The organism is Paenibacillus typhae, assembly GCF_900099765.1.
GTDB classification, from domain to species: Bacteria; Bacillota; Bacilli; order Paenibacillales; family Paenibacillaceae; genus Paenibacillus_AQ; species Paenibacillus_AQ typhae.
Genome location: NZ_FNDX01000005.1, coordinates 122,927 through 149,129, shown reverse-complemented (window position 1 = coordinate 149,129; position 26,203 = coordinate 122,927). Strand labels below are relative to the sequence as shown.

The 26,203-nt window shown below is 53.8% G+C and carries 21 protein-coding genes; 7 read left to right on the top strand and 14 right to left on the bottom strand.

The genetic code is table 11. The annotated features are described in order from the left end of the window. Positions 1-176: 176 nt before the first annotated feature. Positions 177-1,565, top strand: a complete 1,389-nt coding sequence (locus BLR64_RS06505; protein WP_090713356.1) for a helix-turn-helix domain-containing protein — start codon at positions 177-179, stop codon at positions 1,563-1,565. A 240-nt stretch (positions 1,566-1,805) separates the two neighbouring features. Here BLR64_RS06505 and yfcE read toward each other — a convergent pair whose 3' ends face one another. The 7 genes from yfcE to BLR64_RS06470 form a co-directional block, all read right to left on the bottom strand. Further along, on the bottom strand, positions 1,806-2,351 hold the full coding sequence (yfcE, locus tag BLR64_RS06500) for a phosphodiesterase (RefSeq protein WP_090713355.1): 546 nt from the start codon (positions 2,349-2,351) through the stop codon (positions 1,806-1,808). A gap of 112 nt (positions 2,352-2,463) precedes the next feature. Next, entirely contained in the window at positions 2,464-3,951 is a 1,488-nt protein-coding gene (locus BLR64_RS06495; RefSeq protein WP_090713354.1) for a glutamate synthase subunit beta, read from the bottom strand. A 232-nt stretch (positions 3,952-4,183) separates the two neighbouring features. After that, positions 4,184-5,158 carry a permease prefix domain 1-containing protein gene (locus BLR64_RS06490; RefSeq protein WP_090713353.1) on the bottom strand — a complete coding sequence of 325 codons (975 nt, stop codon included), beginning with the start codon at positions 5,156-5,158 and terminating at the stop codon, positions 4,184-4,186. 4 nt (positions 5,159-5,162) lie between these two features. Continuing rightward, positions 5,163-5,489, bottom strand: a complete 327-nt coding sequence (locus tag BLR64_RS06485; protein WP_090713352.1) for a PadR family transcriptional regulator — start codon at positions 5,487-5,489, stop codon at positions 5,163-5,165. 181 nt (positions 5,490-5,670) lie between these two features. Continuing rightward, positions 5,671-7,629 carry a type I pullulanase gene (gene pulA / locus BLR64_RS06480; protein WP_090713351.1) on the bottom strand — a complete coding sequence of 653 codons (1,959 nt, stop codon included), beginning with the start codon at positions 7,627-7,629 and terminating at the stop codon, positions 5,671-5,673. 126 nt (positions 7,630-7,755) lie between these two features. Further along, positions 7,756-8,373: a C39 family peptidase gene (locus BLR64_RS06475; protein WP_090713350.1), complete on the bottom strand. Its 618-nt coding sequence runs from the start codon at positions 8,371-8,373 to the stop codon at positions 7,756-7,758. Further along, on the bottom strand, positions 8,370-11,909 hold the full coding sequence (locus BLR64_RS06470) for a PAS domain S-box protein (protein WP_167360613.1): 3,540 nt from the start codon (positions 11,907-11,909) through the stop codon (positions 8,370-8,372). Before BLR64_RS06470 ends, BLR64_RS06475 begins: the two co-directional genes overlap by 4 nt. A 285-nt stretch (positions 11,910-12,194) precedes the next feature. Here BLR64_RS06470 and BLR64_RS06465 point away from each other — a divergent pair, with 285 nt between their 5' ends. The 3 genes from BLR64_RS06465 (at position 12,195) to BLR64_RS06455 (ending at position 14,734) form a co-directional block, all read left to right on the top strand. Then, positions 12,195-13,013: a hypothetical protein gene (locus BLR64_RS06465; protein WP_090713349.1), complete on the top strand. Its 819-nt coding sequence runs from the start codon at positions 12,195-12,197 to the stop codon at positions 13,011-13,013. Between the two features lie 85 nt (positions 13,014-13,098). Further along, positions 13,099-14,199 (top strand): glycosyltransferase family 4 protein, encoded by a 1,101-nt coding sequence (locus BLR64_RS06460; RefSeq protein ID WP_090713348.1) that lies wholly within the window; start codon positions 13,099-13,101, stop codon positions 14,197-14,199. Positions 14,200-14,407: 208 nt separating this feature from the next. Next, positions 14,408-14,734, top strand: a complete 327-nt coding sequence (locus tag BLR64_RS06455; protein WP_090713347.1) for a P-II family nitrogen regulator — start codon at positions 14,408-14,410, stop codon at positions 14,732-14,734. Positions 14,735-14,844: 110 nt separating this feature from the next. Here BLR64_RS06455 and BLR64_RS06450 read toward each other — a convergent pair whose 3' ends face one another. Beyond that, entirely contained in the window at positions 14,845-16,086 is a 1,242-nt protein-coding gene (locus tag BLR64_RS06450; RefSeq protein WP_090713346.1) for a DUF445 domain-containing protein, read from the bottom strand. Positions 16,087-16,283: 197 nt separating this feature from the next. Between BLR64_RS06450 and BLR64_RS06445 the strand changes: the two genes are divergently transcribed. From BLR64_RS06445 to BLR64_RS06435, 3 genes are all read left to right on the top strand, one after another. Continuing rightward, the gene (locus BLR64_RS06445) at positions 16,284-17,147 is read left to right on the top strand and encodes a Cof-type HAD-IIB family hydrolase (RefSeq protein ID WP_090713345.1); all 864 of its coding nucleotides are present in this window, start codon (positions 16,284-16,286) and stop codon (positions 17,145-17,147) included. 12 nt (positions 17,148-17,159) lie between these two features. Then, entirely contained in the window at positions 17,160-17,615 is a 456-nt protein-coding gene (locus BLR64_RS06440; RefSeq protein WP_090713344.1) for an Imm30 family immunity protein, read from the top strand. Between the two features lie 83 nt (positions 17,616-17,698). Then, entirely contained in the window at positions 17,699-20,035 is a 2,337-nt protein-coding gene (locus BLR64_RS06435; protein WP_090713342.1) for a UvrD-helicase domain-containing protein, read from the top strand. A 216-nt stretch (positions 20,036-20,251) separates the two neighbouring features. On the opposite strand, the gene BLR64_RS06430 is transcribed toward BLR64_RS06435, so the two are convergent. From BLR64_RS06430 to BLR64_RS06405, 6 genes are all read right to left on the bottom strand, one after another. Then, a complete protein-coding gene (locus BLR64_RS06430) occupies positions 20,252-20,488 on the bottom strand; it encodes a DUF6953 family protein (protein ID WP_039869189.1) in 237 nt (78 codons plus the stop codon). 96 nt (positions 20,489-20,584) lie between these two features. Beyond that, positions 20,585-21,361, bottom strand: a complete 777-nt coding sequence (locus BLR64_RS06425; RefSeq protein ID WP_090713340.1) for an ABC transporter permease — start codon at positions 21,359-21,361, stop codon at positions 20,585-20,587. An 18-nt stretch (positions 21,362-21,379) separates the two neighbouring features. Then, positions 21,380-22,156: an ABC transporter ATP-binding protein gene (locus BLR64_RS06420; RefSeq protein ID WP_090713338.1), complete on the bottom strand. Its 777-nt coding sequence runs from the start codon at positions 22,154-22,156 to the stop codon at positions 21,380-21,382. A gap of 62 nt (positions 22,157-22,218) precedes the next feature. Continuing rightward, complete coding sequence (locus BLR64_RS06415) at positions 22,219-23,253, bottom strand: ABC transporter substrate-binding protein (protein ID WP_090713335.1); 1,035 nt, start codon at positions 23,251-23,253, stop codon at positions 22,219-22,221. Positions 23,254-23,284: 31 nt separating this feature from the next. After that, positions 23,285-24,739 carry an aryl-sulfate sulfotransferase gene (locus tag BLR64_RS06410; RefSeq protein WP_090713333.1) on the bottom strand — a complete coding sequence of 485 codons (1,455 nt, stop codon included), beginning with the start codon at positions 24,737-24,739 and terminating at the stop codon, positions 23,285-23,287. A 576-nt stretch (positions 24,740-25,315) separates the two neighbouring features. Next, positions 25,316-25,858, bottom strand: a complete 543-nt coding sequence (locus BLR64_RS06405; RefSeq protein ID WP_090713445.1) for a MarR family winged helix-turn-helix transcriptional regulator — start codon at positions 25,856-25,858, stop codon at positions 25,316-25,318. Positions 25,859-26,203 lie beyond the last annotated feature (345 nt).

Here is a 26,203-nt window from a genome sequence, read left to right as displayed (position 1 = left end):
CATGCAAAAATGCTCCTTACCCATCATACAATAATATGGGGGTACGCTCAATTGGCAGAAATCTGCATGTTTTCACATATACGCCGTAACTCTAATATTGACCAGCGTTAAATTATGTATAATACTGGAAGATGTATATTTATTACCGGTTCCACAGCGTGAAAGGTGGTTATCAATTGGAAGCTGCATCCACGATCCTAACAGAGCTTGAAGATTATATGAAGCGTGAAGCTCTAACCATATCTAAATTTGCCGCGCGTTCCGGGATGAATTCCGGCACACTCAGTAATGTCATTCAGGGTCACCGCCCGATTGCCATGCAGCAACTGGACCGGATTACTCTGGCCATGAATCTGCCTGAAGGATATTTTTATGACCTATATGTCGATAACTACATTATAAACGGTGCACCGGACTGGCGACGGATCGGGCCATTGCTTCAGCGCTGTGCGGATCTGAATAAGCTGGAGGCAATCCACCGCGTAGTCCAGCATATTATGGACAAGCTAATCTATGCCCCCATGCTGTTTGATACGGCAGAAGAGCTGTACGCCCAGGGCCGTTTAGCAGCAGCCGCCCTTATGTATGAAAGCGTCGCCGAAGGTGAAAGGTTCCAGCATTCTGAGCGTCTGGCCCTTTGCCGGTACAGGCTGTTTACCATCGGACTGGGTGATAGCCAGGAAGCCAATCTGCACGCCGCCAATCAGTTTGAGCCCTACGTAGAGCGTCTGGACGAAGCCGACCAGCTTGATGCGCTCAAGCATCTGGCTGATGTGTTTGCCTCCCTGCACCGCTGGGAAAAGGTCGATGAGCTCGCCGAACTCCTCGGACAAAAGGCCAGTCTGCAATACAAACACCTCAAACAGGAATCCAGGCAGAAGCAGCCGGTCCGGCCGCTGATTTACTATATACTATATGCTTATTTATCCAAAGCCGGAGTCTGCGATGAGCGCGGTGATTATCAGAAGGCTTTGTATTACACCTCATTATACAGTGATGTAAGCTGGATGAAGCCGCCTTTAAGCCAGGAAGAGCAGCGGGTTGTCGATCAGTTCCAGGAGTGGGCCCATGCCAACACCTATTTATACCGGCTGATGTCCGGAGAGGTAGAGGTGCTGCCTGAGTACATCAGCTATATCGAGAACAAGGAGAATGAAATTCCTTCGGCCTTGTACAAAATCATCCAGGCTGCCAACCGTTACGATTTCGACATCGATGAGATTCTGGAGCGTTTCAGAAATCACAGGGCCTACCGGGAACAGAAAAGCCGCCTGGGAAAGTTCACGCAGCAATTAACCGGCGACAGGCATACACGGTTTATGACGGAGCTGGCATTGTATTATTTAAGACATAATAGTTTTGCTGCTGGCTTCCATTACCTATTAGAAGGTTTGGAATCATCTGTTATTATAAAAAGTGACTCCAACATCGTCAGATGCGTCGGAATTTTCGAAAAATACCGGCCGTCCGCCTTGCCGGAGCACATTCAGAGGTATACAAATTCAATGAGCGAGGTGTACAGAATCAATGAAAAAAAAGATGGCCTTCTTGATGTCACTAACTAGCCTGACAATTGTATTGGTCTCCACCAGCAACGTTATTGAAGCAATATTTCAGCCGCTTACGCATGGCTGGGGAGGATAATTATATTTAATGCTATTCATTCCATACGTCTTCAGGCCTTCAGCTGATTGGCTATGAATGACCTGCAATGAACATAAAGAGAGGGCCGTGCGAATGTACGGCCCCTTCTTTATATCCGGGATGCACGGCTCAGTTTTCTCACCAAGCCTTGCAGCGAGTGTTTATTGCAGTTGAATTTGCTTTACGGTCTTTCCGTCAAAATCCTTAATTGTAAATACCCCGTCTGCCAGAATGCCGTAAGAATGCGGGTTATTCTCTTTGGGCAGCGCAATGGAGCCCGGATTCAGCACGTAAATCCCCTCCTTTACATCTGCTACCGGAAGATGCGTATGCCCCTGGATAAAAATATCTCCGGGAGCAAGCGGCGGCAGCTGGTCGATACTGAACCCGTGGCCGTGCGTGGCGTAAATTTTTCTGCCCTCATGAAGGATCAGCACATAATCCCCCATCATCGGGAACTGCAGCAGCAGCTGGTCAACCTCGGCATCACAATTTCCGCGCACAGCAGCCAGCGACTTGCCGTAAGCATTCAGCCGGGCGGCGACCCCCTGCGGGTCATAGCCTTCCGGGAGCGCATTACGGGGGCCGTGATACAAAAAGTCGCCCAGCATAACAAGTGTATGCGGCTGTTCCTCTTCAGCCTTGGCCAAAGCCCGTTCCAGCCAATGAAGCGAGCCGTGAATATCGGAGATAAACATTAATTTCATGGTGCAGACTTCCCTTCCTCTATTTCCTTCTCATTGTTATCTTATCTCTCCTTGCAGGAGCATGCAAAACAGGACGCCGTCCGGCGCCCTGCAGCTTATCTGATTATCCAGCTCAATTAGGCAGGTTGGAGGAGCCCATCAGATAACGGTCTACTTCGCGGGCGGTCTGACGCCCCTCCTGAATCGCCCAGACTACAAGACTCTGTCCGCGGCGCATGTCTCCGGCTGTAAACACCCCTTCAATATTGGTTGCCTGCACTCCGAATTCAGCCTTGGCATTGGAACGCTCATCACGCTCAACTCCGAGCTGATCCAGCAGTGTGTCTTCCGGTCCGGTGAAGCCCAGTGCCAGCAGTACAAGCTGCGTCTTGAGCACTTCCTCGCTGCCCGGAACCTCCTGCGCCACCATGCGGCCCTGCTCGTTACGGACCCACTCAATCCGCACCGTATGCAGCTCCTGCACATGTCCGCCGTCATCCCCGACAAAACGCTTCGAGGATACAAGATATCGGCGCGGATCTTCCTTATAGAGAGCCGCTGCCTCATGCTGGCCGTAGTCTACCTTCAGCACCTTGGGCCATTCCGGCCAAGGGTTGCCCGGCTGGCGGGTCAGCGGGGACTGCGGCATAATCTCCAGCTGGATTACGCTGCGGCAGCCGTGGCGGATGGAAGTCGCCACACAGTCAGTACCGGTGTCACCGCCGCCGATGACAACAACATCCTTACCTGCCGCAGACAGGTATTCGCCGTCAGCCAGACCGGAATCGAGCAGGCTCTTCGTGTTCAGCGTCAGGAACTCCATCGCCTGGTGGATTCCGCGCAGGTCGCGGCCCTCGATCGGCAGGTCACGCGCCTGAGTTGAGCCGCCGCATAGGACAACAGCATCATTCTCTTTCTGCAGCTGTGAGGCGGCAATATCCCTGCCGATCTCTGTCCGGGTTACGAATGTGATGCCTTCAGCGGCAAGCAGATCCACCCGGCGCTGAACGCTTTTCTTATCCAGCTTCATATTCGGGATTCCGTAGGTCAGCAGTCCACCAATCCGGTCAGCCCGCTCGTAGACGGTTACCGTGTGTCCGGCTTTGTTGAGCTGGGCGGCGCAGGCGAGTCCGGCGGGGCCGGAGCCGACAACGGCCACTCTCTTGCCTGTGCGCACCAGCGGCGGCTCAGGAACGATCCAGCCTTCGGCAAAGCCGCGGTCAACAATCGAGCGTTCAATCGTCTTGATCGTGACCGGGCTGCCGTTCATCCCTACAGTACAGGCACCTTCACACGGGGAAGGACAGACACGTCCCGTAAATTCCGGAAAGTTATTCGTCTTATGCAGCCGCTTGAGGGCAACCTGCCAGTTGCCGCGGTATACCAGGTCATTCCATTCGGGAATCAGATTATGCAGCGGGCAGCCGGAGGCCATCCCGGATAGCAGGCGTCCCACATGACAGAACGGTGTTCCGCAGTCCATACAGCGGGAGCCCTGCTCCTTCAGTTTATCTTCATCCATCGGCAGCAGAAATTCATCCCAGTTCTTAATACGCTGCAGCGGCTCGCACTCTGCGGCCGTCTGCCGCTGATATTCCATAAATCCGGTTGCTTTACCCATTCCTAGTCATCCTCCGAGTTTCTCTGATTGGCCGCCGTTAACATCATAGAAGCGGCATTGTTGCCCATTCGGCGCCAAAAAGATGGTTACTCTTTGTCACCGGCTGATCATTTGATACTGTAAAGCAGCAAAGTAGTGCCTATATATTATCATTGATCTTTTGCCGCCTAAATGAGCAATGTCACTTTTTTAATTAAAATTACGGGGATGGGTAGAGCAGGTTATGACAGCCTTAACGGGCTTTTACCAGATTATATACCGAGCCGAATATGCCGAGCAGAATGCCGGTTACCGGAAATACGACCCAGTTAATATCCCAGCGCTGGAAAACAAAGCCGCTAATCAGAAAAATGCAGGTGGCCAGCGGCCAGACTATAGAGGCGATTGAGCCCATGATGCGCTTCTCTTCTTTCTTTTCAGGAGAAAGCTCGGTATATTGGCCTTCTTTAAGCAGAAAGGTGAAGCTCTCCTTGATCGTTCCGTAATAGATGAACAGAAAGACCGCCAGTGCGATGAGAAGGAGCATGATAGCTGCACCATAAGCCGTAGTGTCATCACTGACAGCCGCCCAGACAATAACCAGAACCGGTGATACTACACAAAGACAAATACCAAGTGTCAGCGACAAGGTATAGGTGGGAGTAAATGCACGGCTGCGCTGCTCAAGCTCGGTCCGCAAAAAATAAGGCAGATTAAAACCCTTTTGCAAATATTTATATTTGTCCATTATAGAGCTGCTGTAAATGAACAGGCCGACCGCAAAGGCTATCAGCACCAGCAGTATACTTACACCAATCATGCCGGCGGCATCCTCCGAGAGCACACCGCGCAGAAATCCGAATTCAGCAAGGGTAACAAGAACCATCAGCAGCGCGGGACCGATCATGCACAGCATGACTCCAACCGCCACCATAAAGCCGGCCCGTTTCTTCGCCACTGTATAGCTCCAGGTATCCTCCGGCGCAAGCAGCGGAAGCAGCGTATCCTCTCCGCCCTTGGCAAGGTCGAGCTCATCAATCAGCTCATCAATGTTTCCGAATTCAGAAATGACGATACCGACTGCTTCATTTTCTGATTTCCCCTCTTTTTTGAGCTCATGATATTTCTCCTCCATATTGGCAAGCAGGTCCTGCTTCAGATTGAACGTCTGCTCTGTCCTGGGCAGGGCGGCGAACATATTATTCAAATATGCGGCTATTGTATCCATGTAACTACAGCTCCTTTATAAATTTATTAACAACCTCTTGCGTGACCTTCCATTCTGCACATTTCTCCCGGTAATAAGCCAGCCCCAGCGGGGTGATGCGGTAATAAGTGCGTCTCTTCCCAAAGGTCTCATCCAGAAAAAAAGAGTCGATATATCCGTTCTTCTCAAGCCGGGTGAACGCGGAGTAGAGAGTGGTCTCTTTCATGATATACTTCTCGTCTGACAGCTTCCTGATGTTCTTGGATATTTCATATCCATAAGATTCGCCATCGAGCAGCATGTAGAGAATAAGGGTATCGTTGTATCCCCGGATAACATCACTGCTGATCAAGAGTGGTCCTCCTTAACGTTTTTACTTCATCTGTCGTAGTAATTGAATTGTAGCATAGTTACTACGACAGGTGAAGTACTTTTCCAGAAAATAGGCTTGTCCAGGCAAAAAAATACGGATGCCCCTCCTTCTTCAGGAGCAGCATCCGTTGTTTGTTTATCAAAGCTTGTAGAATGTATAGCTACGGCAGTACAGCGAGTACAACCATACCTGTTCCCCCGACTGTGAGCTTCCCGCCGGCAAGCCCCGGGGCCAGCTCTTCGCCGAACAGGATGCTCCATTCGCCAAGGGCAGGCAGCTTCAGGGAAGCGCCATCCGGGTTGGCGTTATAGAGCACATACAGATGCTCTGCGGCATCCCCGCCGGCATGCCCGCGCAGTGTATATGCAACTGCACCGGCCGGCGCCTGCTCAAACATCAGCGACGCCCGGATTTCCTCTGCTGTGCGCAGGCGGAAGGCCGGGTGCGCCTTGCGCAGTGCGATCAGCTGCTTCATGTATTCAACATCAGCGGCATGCGCAGCGCAGCGCTCCCAATCCATCCAGTTGACCTCTGCCGGCGACTTATAGCTGTTCTCGACTCCGTCCTTGGTCCGCATAAATTCCTGACCGGCGTGCAGGAACGGAATCCCCTGGCTGGTCAGCACCATTGCTGATGCGAGACGGTGCATTGCTATCCTGTCCGGATCGCTCCCCCCCTTGGTGGACAACACAATTTTGTCCCAGAGCGTGTGGTTATCATGACATTCCACAAAATTCACACATTGCTGCGGCTCATCGGCGAACTGCCCCGCTTCCTGTCCATAGACTACGCCTCCGGTAATACCGGTCTTGACGGCCTGCTCTAGTCCGCTTTTGCCGCTGACAAATCCCCGCTCCTCATAGCGGAAGATATTTCCCTTCACCGCATCGCGGAAGCCGTCGTTGAAATGCCCGATCCCAGGCAGCACGTCGGCGTTGCTCTGGCTGGCCAGCTTCTCGGGTGCCAGCTCGGTGTCCATGATCCAGCCCTCACCGATTGTCATAATCGAAGGGTCCATGGCATCCAGGCGGCGCCGGATCTCCTGCATCGTCCCTACATCAATCAGACCCATCAGATCAAAGCGGAAGCCGTCAATATGATATTCCTTTGCCCAGTACAGGACGGACTCCACAATGAAGCGTGAAACCATCAGCCGTTCGCTGGCAACATCATTCCCGCAGCCCGAGCCGTTGGACAAACTGCCGTCCGGCTTGTAACGGAGATAATAACCGGGAACCAGCTTCGTGAAATTCACACGGAAGCCGTCGTATACATGGTTGTAGACGACATCCATTATGACACGCAGCCCGCGGTCATGCAGCGCCTGTATCATCGTCTTCAATTCACGGATACGCACAGCCGGTGCATAAGGATCTGTGGCATAGGAGCCTTCAGGCGCATTATAATTTTTGGGATCGTATCCCCAGTTATAGTGGGGCTGATCCAGCTGCGTTTCATCAACGCTCTCTGTCGCATAATCATAAATCGGCAGCAGCTGCACATGCGTTACCCCGAGACCGGCGATATGATCCAGTCCGGTGGCAATTCCGCCGGGACCGCGGGTACCTTCCTCCGCCAGGCCGAGATACTTGCTCTTGCGGGCAATACCGCTGGCCGGATGTACCGACAAGTCACGCAGATGCAGCTCATAAATAACGGCATCGACCGGATCGGCAAGCGGCGGCTTGTCTTCCGTCCAGCGTGCAGGATTGGTCTTCGACATATCCAGAATGGCACTTCGGTCACCGTTAACCCCTACAGCCCGGGCATAGGGGTCTGCCGCTTCGTTCCACTGCTCCCCGACACGCACCCGGTAAGTATAAAACTTGCCCTCCAGATTACCGGGTACATTCAGCCTCCAGGTACCGCGCACTTCGCGGGTCATCGGCAGATGCTCACCTTCGGCATCCTGCCAGGCAGCGTAGAGCACAACCTCCGCCTCAAAGGCAGTAGGTGCCCATAAGCAGAAGGATGAATGATGCGGTGTATAGCAGAGGCCGAGATCATTGCCGTCATAGCTGAAGAGATTATCAAACTCCTGGTCAAACACGGATATTCCGCCGGTGGCCGCCGGATCACCATAATGAATCGGTTCTTTCATTTCTTTTTGTACGGACAAGGCAACCTGTCTCCTTTACCCTTTAATAACTGGAATTATAGAGTCATTATCCCAATGGCGCAAACGTTTGTACAGGATTTTTTAGAAGGATCGCTGTTTCGTACATCGGCTGTATTAGCAGCCGGATTAATAACCGGTAATATTCAAACTCACCATCGTAATAACCGCCCTGTTGGGATTATAGGGGATACGCCGCTCCTGTCCCGGCCGGTAGCCGCCGTCCTTGAGCTTCAGGCCGTTGTCTTGCACCAGCAGCACAGGGCCTGAGCCGCCGTCTGGCTCCTCATAACCGGTTCCCAGCACCCAGTGATAGTCATAGGCGTAATTCCCCTGCCAGCGGAAGCTGAACCATTTATCAAATTTGAGCGCAACGGGACGGCCGGCATCTATCTCCGCTTTATAACGGTTCATATCATTGAATACCGCTACGTGATGCTGCCGGCCTGTATTCCCATCCTTCCCGGTAGCAGAACGGATATACCCGTCAGCAGCCCGGACGAAGCTGCGCACGCTCATACCCCAGGCCCTCCCGCTGTGCCTGCTGTATATGTAATTTATATGTGCCGCTTTGGTCCCAAAATGCTTGCTGCCGGGAATAAAGTCTGCTCCCCGCCGCGTATGCCAGTACTCCATCATAGCCGCCAGTGTGGCCGGCCCGCACGCAGAGCCGGGCGAATGAACGCCCGGCTCCCACTGTGTATAAGGTTCTGCTGTAAGGATTCGGCTCTGCGGTGCCCTGCTCATAATGCGATACGCTCCTGCCTTGCCTGCAGCACCCGTTCAATATCCGATGCCTGAAACGGCTTGCCGATGAAATCTTGCATGCCCACAGCCAGGCACCGCTCGCGGTCCTCCGGTCTGGTATAGGCTGTTACAGCTACCAGATACGGACGGCTATCCGGAGCAAGCTGCTCCCGGATCCGGGCTGCAGCGGTAAGCCCGCTCATCACAGGCATCTGCACATCCATAAACACAAGATCGTACGGCTTCTGCAGCACATTATGCAGCGCCTGCCGGCCGTTCTCCGCCAGATCAGCAGTATATCCCCGTTTCTTGAGCATGGTCAGCAGAAGCTTCTGGTTGACCGGATGATCCTCGGCCACCAGAATCCGCAGCGGGCCGTATTTGGGCTCCATATCCGGATGGTCTCCGGAAGGCTCAAGCTTTGTCTCCCCCGGCTCCGGCAATGCATATGTGGCGCTTCCGGCAGTCCCGGCTTTTAGAGGACGGGTGTCCTGTGCCTCTGTTTTGTCCGTCTCACCCGATTCCTTATAAGGATCAGCATCGACATTCATAGGCAGTGTAAAATAAAAATTGGAGCCTTCACCTTCCCGGCTGTCCACCGCGATAGCCCCTCCCATAAGCTCCACAAGCCGCTTGCAGATCGACAGGCCGAGCCCGGTGCCGCCATATTTGCGGTTTATAGCCGGATGCAGCTGGGAGAAAGATTGGAATAACAGGGACTGCTTCTCCGGCGGAATACCGATTCCAGTATCCTGCACGCTGAATTTCAGGGTTCTCCTGTGCTGGTTGGGGCAGAATTCCGTATCCACGGCAATAGCGACAGATCCCTGCTCGGTAAATTTGACTGCATTGCTGACCAGATTCACCAGCACCTGGCGCAGCCGGTCTGCATCTCCGGTAATCAATTTGGGTACGCCCGGGGCGATCCGGCAGGTTAGCTCAATACTTTTTTCACGAGCCTTTGGCAGGAAGAGCTCCGTGACACTTTCCATCACCCACTCCAGGTTCAGCGGCTCCTGGACAAGTGTCATTTTCCCGGCTTCAATTTTGCTGAAGTCGAGGATCTCATTCAGAATATACAGGAGTGAAGCACTGCTCTCACTGATAATCGTAGCATACCCGCGCTGCTCCTCATTCAGCTCCGTTTCCGCCAGCAGGTCGGTCATACCCATAATTCCGTTCATCGGGGTTCTCAGCTCATGGCTCATGATGGCGAGGAATTCCGATTTGGCCTGATCGGCCTTTTCGGCCGATTCCTTGGCCCGGATGATCTCCTGCTCATCGGTAATATCACGGAAAACGACAACCGCTCCGATACGCTCACCTTTATCGAACAGCGGGGTTACCTGATACTCTGCCAAAAAGCTGGACCCGTCCTTCCGCCATAATACCGCATCATTGCTCTGAAGTGAATCTCCCGCCCGCACAGCCTGCATCAGCGGAGATTCTTCAGGCCGCGTATAGCTGCCGTCCAGCGCCGTCTGCTGAATATAATCCAGGTAAGGCTGCCCCATAATTTCACCGTGGGCAAAGCCCAGCATATGCGCTCCGGCGGGATTGATAAACGTCACTCTGCCTTCCGTATCCAGGCCAAAAATGCCCTCGGACACCGCATTGAGAATCAGTGTATAGTCATTGCTAAGCTTCTCAATCTGCTCAGTATAGCGGGTACGTTCTGTAATATCGCGGGAAATGCCGAAGACCCCGACTACTTCATCATCAACAACAATTGGAATATTGGTTGTATTGATCTCCACCAGATGTCCGGATTTATGGATCAGCGTCAGATCATAGCTTTGCGGCACACCCCGGACGGCCATGTCAAAATGGTACTTTGTCTTTTGGACATCCTTTTCATGCACAAGCGGTCCGTAATAATTGCCGATCAGCTCTTCCATGGAGTAGCCTGACAGTTCCTCAAGAATAGCATTTGCAGTTAAATATTCGCCCTGCAGATTCATGGAGTATACTGCTGACGGGTTATATTCAAACAGCGATTTGTAGCGCTGCTCATTCTCCTGAAGCCTGGACTCAAACTGCTTGCGCTCGGTGATATCGCGGCCTACGGCAATGATCTCTACGGTCTGCCCCTGCTCATCAAAAATATAGCGGCCGTTCGTTTCAAACCAGACGTAGCTGCCGTTTTTGTGACGGTACCGGTAGGAAATCGGCGGAATGAACTTGGCCTTTTCACTTTCTGCCATCTTTTGCTGCATCATTGCCAGATCGTCGGGATGCAGATAATCGTAGGCGCTGGTGCCGATCATCTCCTCCGGCTCATAGCCGAGCAGCGAGCGGCTGGCCGGAGAACAGTACAGGAAGATGCTGTCTTTGATTGCATGGCGCGAGATCAGATCCAGCGAATTCTCCGACATCAGACGGAAATTACGCTCGCTCTCTCTGAGCTGCTGCTCCATCTGCTGGCGTTCGGTAATATCTTGCATCATGCCTATCAGCTGTATCGGTTCTCCGTCCGGATTAAGGATGACATCCCATTGGACATTGACCGTAAGCTCATTTTGATCCTTTAGAATCAGCCGGTAAGCGGCTTCACCGGATGTTCCCCTGGCCAGCGCCTGCTCAACATTTTCATAGAGATAGCCGAGATCATCCGGATGAACCAGATCAGGAAAGGTCTGGTGATCTACCCCGTCTGACCCTGTATGAATATGCAGCATCCGCTGCAGCTCATCCGAGAAGGACAGCTTGCCCTTCACCAGATCCCAGTTCCAGGATCCGATCCGGGCCACCCTCTGCGCGGCAGCCAGGGCCTCTTCATTCTGTTTGCGGCTAGTCACGTTCCGGCCGATGCCCATAATTCTGGTAATTTCGTTTTTTTCATTCCGGACCGCATGGAAAGAGGTTTCAAACCAGATATAATGCCCGTCCTTATGTCGCAAACGGCGGACATATGTGTCATTTCCCAGCAGCCCTTCCGCCAAATTCATGTTCCTGCTGTCATCGGGATGGTAGAATTCCAGCCGGTTCCTGCCGATGATCTCCTCCGGCTTGTACCCGATAAGTTTCAGGGAAGAGGGAGATATAAAGCTCAGAATGCCGTCAGGCTGGGAGAAGGAGATCATACTTTGGTCGTCTTTTATAAATAAATCGTATAAATCACGGCTGTCAACGGTGAGCTGGTCCGCAATTTTCCGGTCTGTTATATCTGTTACGTATACGATAATGTGCGGGGAGTCCTGTCCGGTGTCAGGTCGCACAAAGGTAAGGGACAGCCATAAGGGACGGCCTGCTGGACTGTAGAATTTCAATTCCTTTACAGAAGAGGCCCCCGGCGCGAGTGAGTGCGGGTATATAGTTTCTTTTAATGACAGCTCCTCCTGCTCCGCCGGCGGTGCAATCAGGCTCCCGCACAGTGCGCTTTGGAGAAAATCAGCTTCATTGCAGCCCAAAATATCACATAATGCAGAATTGATCTTGATCCACTTTTCCGCCTCTATGGCCCACACAGCAATTCCTACCGGGGACATCATGAATGCCTGATCCAGAATACTGTGATTTTCTGCCAAGTAATCCATTTATTCAGGGCCTCCTTCATCACGAGCCGCTCCATGCAGACTCTCTGATAACTCTTTCTACAGTATACGACAAAGTGAACAACGGAAGAAATGCACAGCACCTGATAGGGTATAAATACCGAATTTAAAATATTGACGGTTTTCCGTAATTCCACTAAAGTTTGGATTAATAATATATTAAACTGACCTGTTACGCCGGAAGCACCCGTAATAAAGGCTTATTTGCCTTTACTGCGGGTGCTTTTTGTTATGCCGGTTAACAGTGATATCAGGAGGAGGAATAAAGTGAACAAGCTTGTCCAAGTCTTTACCGCCGTAGTCTTTCTGCTGATGCCCATATTCGCTTCAGCAGGTACGGCTGCCGCAGCGGCCGTTGTACTGACCCCGTCCATTCAGGCTGCCTTTGATCTGACTGCGGCAACCGCTGCTGCCGGGGACCGGAGCCGACTGAAGAGCCAGTACAGCGAGCTGACCGTCCTGACGGCACAATATGACAGCAGGGAAGAACAGATCCGCGTCCTGCATGAAGCCAATGCCCAGTCCCTGATTTCGGTCCGCAAGCAAATTACGGCGATTGACCAGGCTGCCGTAGCCAAGCTTACCACAACTGTCACCAGTGCCAAGGAGCGCTACCAGCCTCTTTTTGACCAGTACAGCGCCCTGAACAGCCGGATTACACTTGTTAAGGGGCTGAAGGACAAGACACTGAACGCTGTTCTCAAGGCTCAGGCTGATGCCATGAAAATCACGGTCCAGATTGCCCGCCAGGATATCAGGGACAAGGAGGCGGTGCTGAAGGCCGCTAAGGAGGCTCGTACCCGGAAGATGACCGCCGCTCGCAACACCCTTTCGGGTATCGAAAGTCCCCAGGCCTCCATCAAATCCCACAAAAGCGCCGCCGCTGCGCTTAACAAGCGGATCACAGCTGACTTCAGCAGCTTCAAGTCGGCCATCCGCAAGCAGAATCCTTCCCTGGCCGGACAGTCCCTGAGCTCGCTTGTTTCAGGCTACAGGCAGATCGCTGTCAGCAAACAGAAAATCATTGAGCTGGAACAAAAGGTTGCCGCGGTTATTGCAGCAACTTTCAAGCAGATCAGCTCCTGATTGGCCATAAGGGTGTCTTCAGCCTGCCAGAGTGCATATGGTGATAGAGAACTCTTATAAATGCCGGCCGGAGGAGGCTTGATCTATGCATATCTGTATCATAGCACCGGAGCAGTTCCCGCTGCCGGGGGACGGCTCTGTAGAAATCTGCATCTGGGCTATAGCCAGACGCCTGGCCGGGAGACATCGGGTAACTGTCGTCAGCCGGACAACAACCCAGCTTCCGGACTCCGCAGAGCTGGAACAGGTGCGGATTATCCGCCTGGCCTCCGGCACTCCGCGTCTTTATCAGGCTTCCGTGCTCAAATTCCTGGAAGAGGAGTCGTTCGATATCATCCAGGTCGATAACCGTCCCCTGCTTATGGCCGCTGTAAAAGAGCAGCACCCCGGCATCCCGGTCCTGCTGTATCTTCATTCCCTGACCTTTGTCCCGGCTGAGCGCAGAATAGCACGGACTCTTGCCCGCGCCGATGGTATTGCAGTCAACAGCCTTTCCCTGCTGGAGAGGCTGTCGAGGCGCTTTCCCGGGGTACACAGGAAGCTTAGCGTTATCCCTTTGGGAGCGGACCTCTCCCGGTTCACACCGGCGGAGCCGCAGGAGCGTCAGCGCCTGCGCCTGTTGTACCGGCTGCCACAGGTATTTACCGTTCTGTTCGCAGGCAGAGTCATCCCCCGCAAAGGAGTGCCGGTGCTCATCCGGGCAATGCATCATGTGAACAAACGCATGCCTGCCCATCTGGTTGTTGCCGGGCAGGGCAAGCCGGCGTATATCCGCCGGCTGAAGCTTCTCGCCAGAAGACTGGGTGTATCCGTATCCTTCCCCGGCAGGATTGCCCATGAGCAGATTCACGGCCTGTATCAGGCTGCGGACTGCTTCGTCTGCCCCTCTCAGAGGCATGAATCGTTCGGGCTGGTTAATGTGGAGGCGATGGCTTCAGGCCTCCCGGTCATCGCTTCGGATAACGGGGGAATCCGGGAGATTATCCGTTCGGGGCATAATGGCTATCTGGCCGGCAGATACCGGGAGGCTCTGCCTTTTGCCAGGCTGCTGCTACGGGTCGGCCGCAATCCGGCGCTGGCAGCCAGGATCGGAATGCAGGGCCGCAGCGATGCTCTGCGCACTTTTGAGTGGAGTCATACCGCGTACCGTTTGGAAGAATTATATCAGTCCCTTATTCATACCTGACAGGGGGGTCTGCCTGAAAGCTCGCTCCTCTGAATTGCGACAATGTGTATAAAGGTTTTTGTGACCCTTCTCGCAGGATATTGCCTGCGGCTGCCATTATACTGTTAATGTAAGCGTTGCCAATAACAGACTGTGTTAACTTGTACCGCCACCAAGATGCTGGCAACCCCCTACAACCAACTATTCGCTGTAGAAAGGGTGCATCCTTATGTTAATGATCAAGGCCATTATTAGACCCGAGAAGGCAGATGAAGTGATGGCTGAGCTGATGCTAGCCGGCTTCCCTTCCATTAGTAAGATGGATCTGCTTGGCCGCGGCAAACAAAAAGGAATCCAGGTCGGAACCAACTATTATAATCAAATTTCCAAAAAAATGCTGATGATCGTCATTAAAGATGAAGAAAAGGACGATGTCATCAGCATTATTATGAGAACGGCAAGAACAGGAGAACAGGGCTCCTTCGGCGACGGCAAAATTTTCGTGCTGCCAGTCATGGAAGCCTTCACGATCAGCAACGGCAAAAACCTGCTGTAGCCTGACCCATTAATGAATATGAATCTATATTAAAGGGACAGCTGAGTGCCTGAAGGGCGGATATCCGCTCTTCAGGCACCTGCCGTCCCTTTTCTTACCGATTATCCCGCTCAGATCAGCTGAATGAGTGTCAGTACAAGGCCTACTACGAAACCGCATACTGCCCCGTTCACCCGGATCCACTGCAGATCCTTTCCGACCTTCTCCTCCAGCATCGCTACAAGACTGTCATCGTCCATCTGATCCAGGTTTTCTTTGACCAGAACACCGATACGGTAATGATTGGCCTCTACCAAAGCAATCAGTGAAGCACGGATACGCTCCTCCCAGCTCTGGATAAGATCCGTCTCCCTGCTTACACGGCGGACCAGCTGGGCGTACAGGCTGAACAGCTTCCGGCCGCCGCTTACCCGGTCCTCATCCAGCATGGCAGCCGCCTTGCTGCGGACAACCTCCAGCTGCTTCTGCAGAAAGACCGCCGCCTCATCCCCCTGCACTCCGTTTACGGCCCACTCCTTGAGCGAAGCCAGCTTCGTTTCGTCATTTACAAGCTGGAACAAGGCCACGCGGATCTCCCGGATGATCTGCTCGCGGTACGGATTATCCGCTTCACGGAAATCGCGGATTCCCGACTGGATCATGCCCTGCAGCATTTCCCCCAACATATCGGCATCCACAAAGCCGACAAAGGCCTGGAAGGCCATTCCCTTCAGTCCGCCGAGCTTTACTTCGGCCAGCTTTTCACCGGCCAGCTTGCCCAGCATGGCCCGGGTCTCCGGACGTCCGGTCCAGCCGGACACGCCCTCGAGTGCATAATCCAGAGCAGCTATATCCTTGCCGTCATTCATCAGCCTTGTGGCTATCTTGTCTGCGGTCTCACCCACTTCCGCTTCACGGATATAATCAGCAGCGGTCTTCTGCAGATAGGGCACCGCCTGTTCTACAGGCAGCTGCAGCACAAAGGTGCCCAGCTGCTCCAGAATTTCTGACCTTACTTTCTTTCTGGACATAAATTTGGTCAGCAGGCCGCCGGCAAGCTTAACCATGCGGATGCCGCGCAGCTTGTTTTCAATGCTCGCCTTGTTCAGCAGTTCGTTCTCCATCGCAGAGATTAGAGACTGGACGATTTTGTTCCTGTTTTTGAGCAGCAGTGAGGTATGCGGAATTTTCAGTCCCAGCGGATGCCGGAACAGCGCAGTCACGGCAAACCAGTCGGCAATCCCGCCGACAAGACCGGCTTCAAAGCCGCCCCGTAGCAGCTCAAAGGGGATCGTATCCGGCAAGAACAGCGTAATCAGAAAACCGCATGCCATTACAACAAGCGATATTGTGGCTAAATTCCTGGATTTCATTATTAATCCTCCATTTTCCGGCGGTTCATCAATAGTCTGTCTTTTATTGTAACACGGGCGGGCTGTATTCCGGAAATTCCGGCAAGTTCATGAAAAGGAATTTTTAATTTGCAGAGAATTAATGATAAAATACAGGAAATGATTTTCACAGTCCCTGAGGTGCGGATTAGAACCTACAAAAAAAGGAGAACAACACTATGCTGATTGCACTTGATATGGACGGAACACTGCTGAACGAGAATGGAAATATCAGTCCGGAGAACCGCGAGGCGATTATCCATGCCCAGCGTCTGGGCCATATTGTGGCGATTGCCACCGGACGTTCTTATATGGATGCTGAGCGGCAGCTGCGCCTGGCCGACCTGAATTGTCCTGTCGTTGCTATGAACGGGGCCCTGCTGATCCTGCCGGACGGTTCCCAGGCGGTGAGCCGGCCGCTGGATAAAGAGGATATAATCCCTGTACTGCGCTGGATGAATGAGGTTCCTGAGCTGTATTACGAGGTGTACACCGAGGACAATGTATATGTGGAGCTGGACAAGCGGGTCCGGCTGGAGAAGCTGGCAGAGCTCAAGGACGAAGAAATCCCCGAGGGGTTCGGCTGGCTGCTCAAGGCAATGATCGCCAAGCAGTTCCGCCAGGCTGCCGTAACGTATGTGGAGAGCATGGAGGAAATCTGGGGCAAGGAAGATCAGCATATTTATAAGGCGCTTGCTTTCTCACTGAACCGTGAAGTGCTCAAGGAAGCCTCCACACGCTTCGCCGAGATTCCCGGCCTTATTATCACAGCCTCCCATGAGAGCAATATTGAAATCAATCACAAGGATGCCAACAAAGGGGCAGGCGTCATAAAGCTTGCTGCACACTACGGTATTCCTGAAGAGCAGGTAGCCGTGATGGGCGACAGCTATAACGATCTGCCGATGTTTGAACGGGCCGGCTATAAGATTGCCATGGGCAATGCCGCCGAACTCCTCAAGGAAACCGCTGATTTTGTGACACTCACTAACATCGAGCATGGTGTGGCTGCCGGAATCCGGCATCTTCTCGATAAGAAATAGGCGGTGCCCGCGATGAATATGTATCCGGGAATTGCCCAGCTGTACAACAACCGGCTGCTGCGGACAGAGCTGGAATGCGAGCTGTTTGACCTTGCGCTGGAGGGGCTGGCCGGCGATACAGAGGAGGCGGTGATCCAGCAGATTTTTAAAGTATTTGACGATGAGACCGAGCATGAGGAATTGATGTTCGGCCTCGTTCATTTTGTCGAGAGCTGCCATATGGAAATGTATCTGACCCAGCTGCTGGAGTCGCTGCCGGATATGCTTGAGCCTGCCCGGGGCTGGGCAATTGTGCTTAATAAGAGGATTCTGGATGACAGCCTGTTCCGGAAGGAATACACTGCCATTGCCAAAGGCATGTCCCCCCGTGTGAAGCGGGCACTTGTTTTCCTGCTCGAAGAAATCCGTGAGAACCATCCCCGCCAATATGAGCGCAAGGTCAACAATCTGCTTGGAAAAATAGAGTAACGCGGAAAACCGCCTTTCTATATGGGAAGGGCGGTGTTATATTGTAGATTGGCTAATGGACTTATATTGAAGGTGATTCTGTGATGAACAAGCTTTTATTTCATAATATACCGCTTGGTGCAAGCGGTGAACGTATTCCCCAGGCGGCAATTGCCTCAGCCCGGACCAGCCGTGACACGGTGAAGCCGGGGGAAGGCGATGCCGCTTATTTCCGCCGGCTTGAGGAGGGCGGGATTCTGCTTAATCCGCCGCAGATTGCAGCGGTACGTCATCATGAAGGGCCGCTGCTGACACTGGCGGGCGCAGGCTCCGGCAAAACGTCGGTGCTGATCTGCAGGACCGGTTATCTGCTGTCCGTGCGGGGAATTTCCCCCAGCCGGATGCTGCTGCTTACCTTTTCCAGCAAAGCGGCGGCGGAGATGCGCGAGCGGATTGCTGCGCTGCCGGGAGTCGCCGAAGGCGATGCCGCAGGCCTGCAGGCCCGTACCTTCCACTCTTTCTTTCTGTACTTTCTCCGGCGGCAGGGTCTGCGGCAGGACATCTTTCATGAGACACGCCGCCAGCACATCCTGCTGAAGCAGATTATGCGGGAGCTGGGGCTGCCGAAGGATGCCTATCCGCCGGAGACGCTGCTGGCCCTGCTCTCCTCCTGCAAGATGAACATGAGGGATGCGGATACGCTTCCCGAGACGAACACCGCCGAGCAGGAAGTGAAGGCGATTCTGACCCTCTACGAGCAGTGGAAGCAGGATCATAACAAAATGGACTTTGATGATGTGCTGCTGATCGCCTATAAAATGCTGGTTGAGCAGCCTCATCTGCTGCAGGAGCTGCAGCAGAAGTTCCAGTACGTCATGGTCGATGAGTTCCAGGATACGAATGAGCTGCAGTATGAGCTGGTCAAAATGATCGCTTACCCGCAGAACAACCTGATGGTTGTCGGCGATGATGATCAGACGATCTATTCCTTTAACGGGGCCCGCAGCGAATTCATTCTGGAATTTGAAAAGCTGTATCCCGGGGCAAAGGTCATTACCCTGGACATTAACTACCGTTCCGGTCCGGCCATTATCGGCCTCGGCAACGGGATCATCCGCCATAACCTGCGCCGCCGTTCCAAAACACTGCAGGCGGCCAGAGCCGGCGGTGCGCAGCCCCGTTATCTGCGCCCGCAGACGGCCGATGAGGAAGCCGAGCAGATTGTCGACCATATTGTAAATGAGGTCGGCGGCGGCCGGGAATACCGTGATTTTGCCCTGCTGTACCGGGCCTCCAGCAGCAACCGGGCCGTGCTGGAGCTGCTGCTGCTTCGGGATATTCCGTATATTGATTACGGTGAAGGGCAGCTGCTCTACGAGCACTGGCTGATCCTGCCGGTGCTGGACCATCTGCGGCTGTCACTGAACCGGCGTAATTTCGCCGCAATGGAGAGTATCCTGCCGACTCTCTACATGAACCGGGAAACAGGCATGGAGCATATCCGCCGGATGGAAGCTGTCCAGCCCAAGCAGGGCCCGCTGATCCATCTCCTGTCCCTGCCGGGAATGGAGGATTTCAAGGGTGCCAAGCTGCGCGAGCGGCTGGAGCTGATCCGCGGCCTGGCCGCACTGACACCGCTGCAGGCGATCCGCCGCATCCGTACAAGCTTCTACGACCACTTCATTGAAGCCAACGAGCGTCATCAGGCCACCTTGCACCGTGAGACGCTGAAGGAAATGCTGGATGAGCTGGAAACCTCGGCGGAGCGGTTCGACAGCCTCCCTGTCTTCCTCGACTTTATTGCCAGCATTACCGAACGCAATGAGCTGAGCCGACAGAGCGGATTGAAGGAGCAGGGCAACCGGATTGCACTCATGACCATCCACAAGTCCAAAGGACTGGAGTTCCCTGTTGTCTTCCTGCTAGGTGCCTCGGAGGGCATCCTGCCCCACAGCTCTGCGCTGGAGGGCGACCGGCTCAAGGACCGCAAGGCAGCCCAGCTGCCGCCCGCCGGAAGCTTCAGGGCAGGCAGCGATTCCGGCTTCGCAGCGCTGGAGGAAGAGCGGCGGCTCGCTTACGTCGCCGTCACCCGGGCACGGGAGGAGCTGTTCATCAGCTCCCCGGCAAGACACCGGGGCAAGAAGGCGGAGGTGTCCCGCTTCATGCTGTCCGCCTTCCTCACGGCTGCCGCCCCGTCCAGACCTGCCGCTTCCACAGCTTCCACCGTGTCCGTGAGCAGAACCGGAGTGTCCAGGGTGCATACCTCCGGCACAGCAGGGAACGCCCGGACCCATAGGGTTCCGGTCTGGAACTGCACCGGCGCCCGCTGCCCGGGCTGGACCCGGATGAAGGCCGGCGGGGCGGAGGACCACCTGGCCTCCAAGCCCTGTCCGCTGTGCAGCTCCCCGATGGAGAAAAGCACCCGTGAGGTGCCTGTATAAGCCGGCGGCCCGCCGGTGTCTGTACCATGCCGGACTGCTGGTATTTACGGCGCGGCATAGTCGGATGGCTTAATCTTCTGGGGGCACAGCCCTCAGACTCTGGCAGCCCAGACGCCTGGCACAGGTCTCAGGCTCCGGCACCTCTGCCGCCAAAGGCAGGCCTTATACAGCAAAAAGGACCATTGCCCTCACCGGGCAATGGTCCTTTTTGCTGTGCTACGTCCAGGCCCACAAAAAAGCATCGCGGTCCCAGGCGATCCGTCCGCCGTGCAGCTTGCGGAACGCCTTTTTCACATCCTTGGCCAGCGAGGCATTTCCGTTCTCGTTCACAAACACAAACTGCTCGCCGAAGTTGGCCTTAACATATTCAATCGCGGCGGTCTGGTGAAGAGTCCCGGTGAACCGGATCTCCTTGACCATCCACTCCGCTACTTCCTGTGCGGTTACTTCCATCAGGCTGCTGCCCCTTTCAAATCCCGTTTGCTGTGTGCTGTTGCCCTTACATTATAGCATGATCCGGAAAGAAAGCCGCCTGATTAAGCCTGCCGATCAGCGTTTGCGCGCCGCCATACTCACTACACCATAGCGGTACAGCACCTTGCGCCCGAACCAGTTGAACAGCCGGTCGGTAAAGAAGCCCATGAAGCCAAGACAGAACAGCCCGACAAAAATCCAGTCCGTCCGGAAAAACAGCCGCGAGTTCCAGATCAGATAACCTACACCTTCATTTGAGGCAATCATCTCTGCCCCGATAATCGCCATATAGGAGGTGCCCATCGCCAGCCGGATACCGGTAAAAATATACGGTGTGGTTGCCGGAACGATGACATGCAGCAGGATTTGCCATTCACTTGCCCCCATGCTGCGGGCGGAGCGGATTTTGTCCTCCTCCACCGACATCACGCCGGTCAGCGTATTCAGCACCACGATGAAGAAGGTAGCGTACATGATCAGGGCGATTTTGGACTGTTCCCCGATCCCGAACCACACCAGAAACAGCGTGATGAAGGCAATCGGGGGAATAAAGCGGATAAAGTTCAAGAATGGCTCGGCAAAAATCCGGATGATGTTCACCTTGCCGATAGTGAGCCCGACTGGAACAGCCAGCAGACTGCCCAGCACCCAGCCCACCAGTACCCGGTAAAAGCTGATCCCGATATACTGCATCAGGGTACCGTCACTGATCAGCTCCCGGCCGCCCTGCAGGGTGGCCCATGGTCCCGGAATAACGTCAGGGCCGTAGATCAGCGCACCGAGCTGCCAGATGCACAAGGCGGCCAGCCACAGCAGCGAGACGGACACCCATTTTTTCTCCACCCATTTCATTATGTGTCACACCCTTATCTATTCTTCAAAATGACCCTGAATCCGGTTGTACAGCGAGTAGAACTCAGGAGAAGCGACATCCCGCGGAAAAGGCAGGGTATTGTCGTAAATATCGGTAATGTTGGAGGAGGGGCCTACCGACATAATTCCGATCCGCTCCCCGAGCAGCAGCGCTTCCTGAATATCATGCGTGACGAAAATAACCGTCTTGTGCGTCTCCCGCCAGATATTAACCAGCTCCTTCTGCATCGTCCGCCGGGTCATCGCATCCAGGGCGCCGAACGGTTCATCCATCAGCAGAATGGCCGGATCGTTCGCCAGCACCCGGGCCAGCTGTACACGCTGCTTCATACCGCCGGACAGCTCCTTCGGGAACTTCTTTTCATGACCGGATAAGCCGACCAGCTGGATGAAACGGTCAGAAATGACTTTGCGCTCGGCCTTCGGTGTCTTCTTCATCCGCAGCCCGAACTCGACATTCTCCTGCACCGTCAGCCAGGGGAACAGGGACGAATCCGCCTGCTGGAAGACTACCGCACGGTCTCTGCCCGGCCGGTCAACCTCGACATTGTCCACCTTCAGGTTGCCTCCCGATTTCGAGACAAACCCGGCGATCATATTAAGCAGCGTTGATTTGCCGCAGCCGCTCGGTCCGAGCAGAACGAAGAACTCCCCGCCTTTGATCACCAGATTGACGTCTTTAATGATGTAATGAACGTCCCCTGTTGTCTGGGCACTGTAGCTTTTGCGGAGCTGCTCGATTTGAATCGCATGACGGTTCGATAGTGAAGACATCTAAGGCACCTCCTGAACATTTTAAGTTAAAACAGCAAATCTCCGTTGGCCTGCCGGCTGTTCTACTCCCCGTAAGTTACGGTATCCGGCAGCACTTTTTTCAGCGGCTCCAGATTGATAGTGGCCTTCAGGTCAAAATCCTTCTCGATGATTCCCGCACCGATCATATATTCCTTCTGTCCGGCCAGGCTGTCATAAGCAGCCGGGGTAAAGCCGATAATCCACGGATTCAGCGGAAGATCCTTCAGCGTGTTTTCCTTAGGCTGCTTTACTTCGTCATACATAAGGTCAGCCACTTCTTCGGGATGCTCCTGGGCATACGCCGAGGCTTCATCAACTGCCGCCAGGAAATTGCCGATTCCATCCGGATTCCCGGCAATGAATTCGTCACTGCTCACAATGCCCATACCGAGCCGCACCGGCGTTTTGGACATATCGCTCAGCTCGTGCACATTCTCCAGGGCTGCCAGCTTATCAACGAGTGCCGAGCCGATGACCCAGGCTGCATCAATATCCCCCTGCTTCAGGGCAATAAAGGCTTCATCAAATCCGCCCTGTCCGGTCAACGTCACATCGCTCAGCGCAATGCCCTGCTCCTTCAGGTATTCATCCCACAGGTACGGAATAAAGGTTCCGCGGATGAAGCTGAGGTTCTTGCCCTTCAGGTCAGCCGCCGACTGGATTTCATCCCTTACGTACAGCTTCCAGGCTGCAGCCGCCTGATCGGTGGCCTGCCCCGCAGAAGCAATAATGGAATACCCGCCCTTGGATACCGCGTTCAGCACCGGAAAGTCCGCGCCGTAAGCTACATCCACCTGCTTGATGAACAGGGCGTTTACCCCCTCGGCCGGGGAGGCAAAGGTGACGATTTCTGCATCAATATTATGATTCTTGAAAAAGCCCTTGTCCGCCGCCACCCGGAACACCGGATTGGTGTTGGTGTCGGCGATTTTAATCTTCAGGGCTGCAGGCCGGCTGCCTCCCGCCTCTCCGGAAGCCGCTGCATCCCCCTTGGAGCTGCAGCCGGAAAGAACCGTAACAAGGGAAAGGGATAAGAGCAGAAGTACCGTTCCGTACCAGGTTGCTGTTTTTTTCATGGACGATCCACCTCTTCGTTATATTAATGGGCTAACCCTTGCGCTGCAGCACACCTTCATCCGCCGTAGCCACGCAAGCGGACCCCTCCACGAACGGCAGCGTTGTCGCTACACTTACTACAGAATCCGCGCCTTTTGGCGCTGCACCCGGTACCCGGAAGGTCGTCACATCAATCGGCTCGATCTCGGTTTCCTGGGGCTTTGCAAGCTGCGGAACCCAGGCGTAAGGTACGCGGTAGGAACGGTACACCATGTTGGTATTGCGGCGGTCTGTGTAAGGCGAGACGTATTCCCAGACGATTTCATGCTCTGCGGTTACCTCGAACAGGCGGCCGTTTGAGCCTTCCGTAATCAGTGTATTGCCGTTGGGCAGGCGCTGGGCAGAGCTGATATACGGGCTGTAGAATTTGTAGGAATCCGTCGGAACGGAAAAACCGGCCTCTGCCGAGGTGTACTGCCACTCAATTTCAAAAGTAACCGGGTTGATCTCCAGAATCCGCGAATGATCGCGCACGGCATTTTTCTGGCCAAAAGGGGATGCCGGGTTTGGCAGGCCGTATCCGCCCCAGCCGCCGTTATCGAATACAAGCACATTCCCTTCGCCCGGAAGGCCTTTAGGAATGATGTGGGCATGATGCTGGCCGATAATCCAGCCGATATGCTTCACGTCAGGCAGGGAATAGTCCGGTCCAAGCCGCCAGACAATGGCACCTGTTGCTCTGTCGGTAATGGCGATGATGTTCGCCTCACGGGCATCCCAGATAATGTTGTCCGGGTGGAAGCGCTCATCCCCATTATCGTAAAATTTGTTCGGTCCTACGTAGGAGGCTGAGTTGATATGCAGCCAATCCCCTACACCGCCACCCAGATGGCCGAAGGAGCGGGTATTCGGATCACGGAATAATACATTCCGCGCCGCCTCATCAAAGCCAAGCTCGGCGAAATGATCGCTGGCCTTCCATTCCCATACGATTTTACCGTCCCAGTCCACTTCAAGGATTGTGTCATCCAGCAGCTCTTTGTTGGAAATCTCATGGTTATGCAGGTTTTTGTGGGCCAGGATCAGCGTCTTGCCGCTGTGCACCTGCGGGTCAAGTCCCGGAGCATAATAGCCTACCGGATTGCCCTCGCGCTGATAGTCATGATGCTGGCGGGCATACCACAGCGGCTCATAACCGGGATCTTCGATGTGCTCATAGCCGTTGAACTTCCAGACAATGTTGCCGTCCCAGTCCACCTGCACCAGATCGACATTGTCCTGAATGCCGAATTTCGGGTCTCTTCTGCCTGTGCTGCCCAGCACATAGCCGCCGGGCAGAATCTTGGCCGGAAAGCCCAGCAGCCCCTGCCACAGATGGACTTCCTTGCCGTTCATGTCAATCAGCACGACCCCTTCCTCGCCCGCCTGATAGACGGTATAGCCGCTCCATGCCTTGGCCGGGTTGTACAAAGTAGCTCCTGTCGGGTAAATGGTTGAGTGTCCCATAATGATCTCTCCCTAAAAGTTTTTATGAGTGTACGTTCCTTGAGTCTGCTCAGTACAAAAACTCGCATCGGGAGCATACGCTTAGGTTTGTTTGATATACCTCATTGAATGGACTTCTGACAAAACTTGCTTCGGAAGCATTTGCTTAGTTTTTGTGAGCATAGACTCCCTATTGGCCTCCAGAAGCAACATCTAGTTGGATTTCCGCCACTTAATTCCGTCGTTTCATACCATTTGTGAGAATTAGGTGGAAAATCGCCACTTAGTTGAGCCGCAAACCCCTCGAAAGCCGGAAAACAGTAGAATTAAGTAGCTTTTTTCCACCTAATCTCCTCTTCAGAGCCGTTTGCCGGAAAATAGATGACTTATTTCCACTTAGTTTGCTCGGCAAGCAATCCTTATCGAGCAAATCCAACTCACATTCCCATTCCCATTCCCATTCCCAAGGTTAGCAAAGCAACATTCCTGTGCTGATACAATCCAAACTCCAAGCAGCCTTCGGAATAATGTCTCCCCTATCCTACGCGTGATTTTGCAGCATACACTCTAATTCTATATATCTATCTCTCGTTGTTATCAGTAACTCAGATATTTATTATCCGGCGCGGTTCTCCGCTTCTGTTCAGGAGCCGGAGGTAGAGGCGCTTCGGCCTTTTGTCTGGCCAGCTCCAGCAGTGTATCCGAGAACCCCTCCAGATTCCGGGTAATCCGCTCATGGAAGCGGCTCTGCTGGGCAAGCTCCTCCTCTGTAAAGCCCTCGAACAGAAGCGTAATACATCGTTCACCGATACTGCTGTTACGCTGAACCAGTTCCCGGCCCTTCGCTGTTATATCAAGCAGCACCGTCCTGCGGTCATCTTCCTTACGCCTGCGGACAGTGAATCCGCCGGCTTCCAGCTTATCGCTAAGCGCCGTGATCGCACCGGAGGTGAAGTCCAGCTCCTCGGCCAGATCGCCCAGCCGTTGCTCCCCGTCACGGATAATCTTGTTCAGAATCAGCATGCCCGGCAGGGCAATGCCCTCCACATTCACACGGTCGCGTTCCTTTACGAATCTCCGCACCATTCTGCGGAACAAATAGTCCGCCTCCTCCAGCTGCTCCCATTGCTCATCTGTCATACCATCCCCGCCTTCCTCCATCGGCCAATAAAACAACCCCATCCCGAATATACAAAAAAAGGCTCCCGGCATACTCCCTCCATAGGGTAGTACTGCGGGAGCCTTTGGCGGTCCAATCGGCTCAATTCATTATTTCACTGTTCATTTAATTAGTAGTGAAGGATTGCTGTTATCATATACCCCTTTAATCCCACCTGTCAAGTAAGAATTTGATTCTCTGACATTCTAAATTTAAATTCATAGTATTTTCATCGTAATTTCATAATGTTTCCCGTAACCCGCTCTGTCGGCAAGACGTATGAATGAGAGTACACCAGCACCTACGCTACTTAAGAGGAGTGAAGC